Source organism: Enterorhabdus sp. P55 (genome assembly GCF_009911695.1).
GTDB lineage: Bacteria > Actinomycetota > Coriobacteriia > Coriobacteriales > Eggerthellaceae > Enterorhabdus.
This window is the reverse complement of the sequence record NZ_QWKK01000155.1, coordinates 1-3,894: the sequence shown is the minus strand read 5'-3', so window position 1 is coordinate 3,894 and position 3,894 is coordinate 1. Positions and strand designations below refer to the sequence as shown.

Sequence of the window (3,894 nt, the reverse complement as noted above, 5' to 3'; positions counted from 1 at the left end):
GGGTAGTCCTCCCACTCGCCGGTCTGCTGGTTCTTGCGGCGGTCGTTGACCGCCACGCCGAAGCCGAGCACCGGCATGCCCGAGGCCGTAGAGCGCAGCTCGGGATCGCGGGTGAGGTTGCCGCTGATGATGACGCGGTTGATGCTCATTGTCGATCACTCCTCTTTCTCGTGTGGTTTCTTCTCTCTCCTTCACGCCGGCTTGCGCCTGCCCCTGCGGAGCCGCCAGCAGATGCTCTCCAGCGCCTCCCGGAGGACGAGCCCCGCCAGGGCCACCCCGCGCGCGAGAGCCACCACGAGGCGCCAGGCAAGCGCCATCAGCGCCATGGAGACCAGGATCGCCGCCTTGACGCCGGCCAGTATCACGGTGATCATCGCCGTACCTCCTCTCGATCTCATCTCCGGCTTGCCCTCGCCAAGCAGGCCCCGCCTTGCTTGGCATGACCGACGCAGAACCCCTCGTCGTCCTCCCGTGGGGGCGGTTCACGAAGCCTCGCGGTTTCTCCGCAAGGAGCCTGCTCCTTGTGCGAGAAATCGTGTGCCGCCCCCGCCGGAGGAGGGGAGGGGTTACGCCGCAGGCGCCGGGTCTTCCCTCCTCCCGGCCGGGGCGCCCAGGCGGCCCCGGCCGGCCGCCGGGTGCAGGGCGAGGCCCTGCCGCAAGGGGACCGGGGAGCGCGCAGCTCCCCGGCGAGCCCCCCGCTAGCCGAAGTCGTAGAAGCCGTCCTCCTCGTCGTCGGGCACGTCCTCTCCCATGCCCGGCACCTCGTCGGCGGCCATGCTGCGGATCCTCCTCACCATGGCCGCGCTCGTCCCGAGCTCGGCCGAGACTGCCTCGGCGACGGCGTCGTCCCCGACCTCCTGCCCCTCCCGGGCCGCCAGGTCTTCGGCCGCCCTGGCCCAGACGGCGGGCACGGCGAGGTAGAGCGCCGAGACGATCCCGAGCTCCTGGAGGGCGGAGTCGTCGCCCCTGGCCTCGCAGAGCGCCGCGCGCACCCGCTCGACGCAGACGAGCTCGCCGAAGACCCTCGAGAGCAGCCTGCGGCCCCCGGCCTCGAGGGAGATGACGCCGCCGACCTCGTCGGCCTCGGCGAGGCAGAGGTGGCAGTCGTCGACCAGCATGTAGGGCCGCCCGCTGAAGCGCCCCGCGGGATCCTCCTGGGGATCCGCGTCGGATGGCGGCTCATGGTGGCCGACCTCGACGTAGAGCCCCTCCGCCAGGCGGTCGAGCCGGACGGTGAGCTCGCTCAGGACGTTGGCGCCGAAGGGCTCGCCGGAAGTGTAGAGCGCCGGGTCGACGACCTTCACCCGCCCGTCCGCGTAGGAGACGACGATCTCGGCGCTCATGCCACGCCGCCCGGGCGAGCGCGCAGCTCGGCGCCTGCGCGGGGCAGGTGCGTGAGGACGAGCGCGCGCGAGCTCGCCGCCTTGCCCTGGACGGCCGGCTCGAACTCGTAGGTCTTGCCCTCCTCGATGTCCAGGGCGTCGAGCAGCGCGTCGACCGCGACCTCCGCGCCTCCGCCGGCCGCCTCCTTGATGTCGTAGTCGCCGTAGCGCGAGCGCATGACGGCGATGGCGCGGGCCTTGGCGTTGACGCCCACGTCGGCCTTCGCGCTGCGGGGCCACCCGGCCATCGCGAGCGCCTCCGGCGACAAGGTGACCACGACGCCCTCTCCCTTGCGCTTCATGGTGCAGATGCCCTTCTTGCGTACCACGTTGAATCCCTTAAGCATGTCTTTGTCTTTCCTTTCGCTCCTATTCGTTCGGTCTTCGCTTTCCTCCTCGGCGGGCCTGCCAGCCGCCCTGCCCTCGTGTCACATGGCTCATCGCCTCCTCTCGCGCGATCCGCCCACGGCCCCGGGCGCCTGGGGACGCCGGCGGGCGGCATCGCCTCCACGGCTGCCCCGCGCGCTCCTGGCCGCCTGGCGCCGCGCCCTCTCGGCGCTGCGGCGCCGCACGGCGCCGGGGTTGGGCGAGGAGGGCACCACGGAGCCGGCGAAGAACTCCCCGCGCGCCGCCACGGCGCCGGCGAGCTCGAGCTCCCTCACCCTGCTCTCGAGCCTGGCCCGCGCCTCGGGGGCCGTCGCGGGCGAGCCGATCTCTTCTTTCGCGCGGGCGATGAGGGTCTCATAGTCGCGCTCCGACTCGACCCCGTACTTGTCGTTGATCCGCAGCGCCGCGGCTGCCTGGGCGACGGTCACGTCTGCCGCGACGTAGGCGGCGATGGCGACGCCCAGCTCCTCCCCCAGGCTGCCGTCCATGTGGCGCAGGGCCCCGGAGAGGGCCTCCACGACGCGCTCTCCCCGCCGACTCATGTTCTCCGCCCGCTCCGGATCCCCCCTGAGCGCCGCGTCGGTCTCGGCGAGGCGCGCGGCGACGGCGGAGCGCCTGTAGTTCGCCCCGAGTCGGTAGCCCGTGGCAGCCCATCGCTCCGGGTTCGCCGCGTGGGCGTACGTCCAGTCGCCCTCCCGCGTTGCAGACGGGCAGACCCTCACGCCGAGCTCCTCGAGGCGGCGGGAGAACGACTCCTCGTCCCGCGTCGTGCGCATCGCTATCTGCACCTTGTCGCGCATGTCCTGCTTCCAGGAGAAGCGCCCCTCGCGTGCGAAGGCGCGCTCAACCTTCGTCAGGTAGGCGCCGAATCGGGGCAGGCGGCGCGAGTTGTCGAAGAAGCTCAGCCCGAGCTCCGCCGCCAGCGACTGGAGCGTGTCGGGGAGAACTTCTTTATTCAGACGGTTGCTGATCCTCAGCCTGTTTCCGTCGACGATGTTCGTGTTGTTCACGATGAGGTGCGCATGCGGGATGCCGTTGCTGTTGTCGTCGTGGTAGCAGATGGCGACCTCAGCTATCCCGCAGCGCCCCTCGCGCCCGCCCTCCTCGTCCCCGAAGATCTCCTTCGCCCAATCGCACGCGAGCGCGCGCAGGGTGTCCAGGTCGACATGGTCGCGGGGGTCGGGGGAGATGATGAAGTGATGGTAGTAGACGGTCTTCTTGCCGGCTATCGAGCGGTCGTTGCCGAAGAGGCGGCAGGTCTCCTCCATAGCCGCCTCCCATCCCTCCTCACTCCGCTGGAACGGCATGTTTATGAAGTCCCACGCGAGCGTCCGGTCGTCGCAGCGGCCGTTCTTCGTGCGCAGGTACTCGGCGATGCGAACACCCACCCGCTCGTGGCCCCTGAGGGACTTGAGCATCGCCATCAGGCCGACGCCTCTGCCGTGTCGGAGAGCACGGACCAGTCGTCGACGCTGACGACCGTCTTGCTCGCTATCTCGTCCCTGATGTCACGCGCAGCAAAGTAGACGTCGCCGATCTGCGAGTCGATGGCGTTCAGGTGCATGAGGGCGCGCTGCATGTACCCCTCCGCCAGGTCGGCCCTCATGAACCTCTTCGAGGCTATCGTGTTGAGGGCCCTGACCGCTTGGTTATAGTGGTGGCCGTAGTGGCGCACCTGGCGCGTGAGCGCGTCGACGTGCTGGGCGTCTATGACCGCGATCGGGTAGCGCAGCCCGACGTAGCTCGTCGCCATCGCCGACCCCTCGCCGAGCGCGATCGGCGTGCGGATGAGGGCCCTGATGAGCTCCGAGTAGCTCGCGCCGAGTCGCCTCGCGTTGGCGTCGAGCAGCGCGAACTCCTCCTCGCTGAGCCTCACGTCGATCTTCCTCGATTTTCTGCCCTTCGTCTCCATTTTCGCATCCTCCTGTCAGCGCACGAGCTCCGCGCGCCATCTACTCAGCCGAGGCGCCAGCGGGGCTTGAGCCCCTCCGCTGTCACCCTTGGCTAACTGCGTTCCAGATGACACGTGGCGCATGAGTTGCGCGACCGCTCTCGCTGCGGATGAGTTCCGCAGTTCGCCACAGCTAACTACGATTCCGCCACCCTGAGTGGAAGGGCGGGGGAG

6 protein-coding genes are annotated in these 3,894 nt (G+C 69.8%); all 6 read right to left on the bottom strand.

Features of this window, described 5'->3' with window-relative positions:
* Positions 1–149 (bottom strand): single-stranded DNA-binding protein (locus D1643_RS10135; RefSeq protein ID WP_160710505.1); only part of this gene is annotated, 149 nt, incomplete at its 3' end.
* Between the two features lie 42 nt (positions 150–191).
* Positions 192–374: a hypothetical protein gene (locus tag D1643_RS10130; protein WP_160710504.1), complete on the bottom strand. Its 183-nt coding sequence runs from the start codon at positions 372–374 to the stop codon at positions 192–194.
* A 324-nt stretch (positions 375–698) separates the two neighbouring features.
* Entirely contained in the window at positions 699–1,343 is a 645-nt protein-coding gene (locus D1643_RS10125; protein WP_160710503.1) for a hypothetical protein, read from the bottom strand.
* The gene (locus D1643_RS10120; protein ID WP_160710502.1) at positions 1,340–1,729 is read right to left on the bottom strand and encodes a hypothetical protein; all 390 of its coding nucleotides are present in this window, start codon (positions 1,727–1,729) and stop codon (positions 1,340–1,342) included. The genes D1643_RS10125 and D1643_RS10120 overlap by 4 nt, the downstream gene beginning before the upstream one ends.
* A 90-nt stretch (positions 1,730–1,819) precedes the next feature.
* Positions 1,820–3,193 (bottom strand): relaxase/mobilization nuclease domain-containing protein, encoded by a 1,374-nt coding sequence (locus D1643_RS10115; RefSeq protein WP_160710501.1) that lies wholly within the window; start codon positions 3,191–3,193, stop codon positions 1,820–1,822.
* On the bottom strand, positions 3,193–3,681 hold the full coding sequence (locus D1643_RS10110; protein ID WP_160710500.1) for a ribbon-helix-helix protein, CopG family: 489 nt from the start codon (positions 3,679–3,681) through the stop codon (positions 3,193–3,195). The genes D1643_RS10115 and D1643_RS10110 overlap by 1 nt, the downstream gene beginning before the upstream one ends.
* Between the last annotated feature and the right edge of the window lie 213 nt (positions 3,682–3,894).

What these genes read in the sequence shown, in the direction of transcription:
- D1643_RS10120 (WP_160710502.1), bottom strand. Translation starts at nt 1,729, where the DNA reads ATGCTTAAGGGATTCAACGTGGTACGCAAGAAGGGCATCTGCACCATG.
- D1643_RS10110 (WP_160710500.1), bottom strand. Translation starts at nt 3,681, where the DNA reads ATGGAGACGAAGGGCAGAAAATCGAGGAAGATCGACGTGAGGCTCAGC.
- D1643_RS10125 (WP_160710503.1), bottom strand. Translation starts at nt 1,343, where the DNA reads ATGAGCGCCGAGATCGTCGTCTCCTACGCGGACGGGCGGGTGAAGGTC.
- D1643_RS10130 (WP_160710504.1), bottom strand. Translation starts at nt 374, where the DNA reads ATGATCACCGTGATACTGGCCGGCGTCAAGGCGGCGATCCTGGTCTCC.
- D1643_RS10115 (WP_160710501.1), bottom strand. Translation starts at nt 3,193, where the DNA reads ATGGCGATGCTCAAGTCCCTCAGGGGCCACGAGCGGGTGGGTGTTCGC.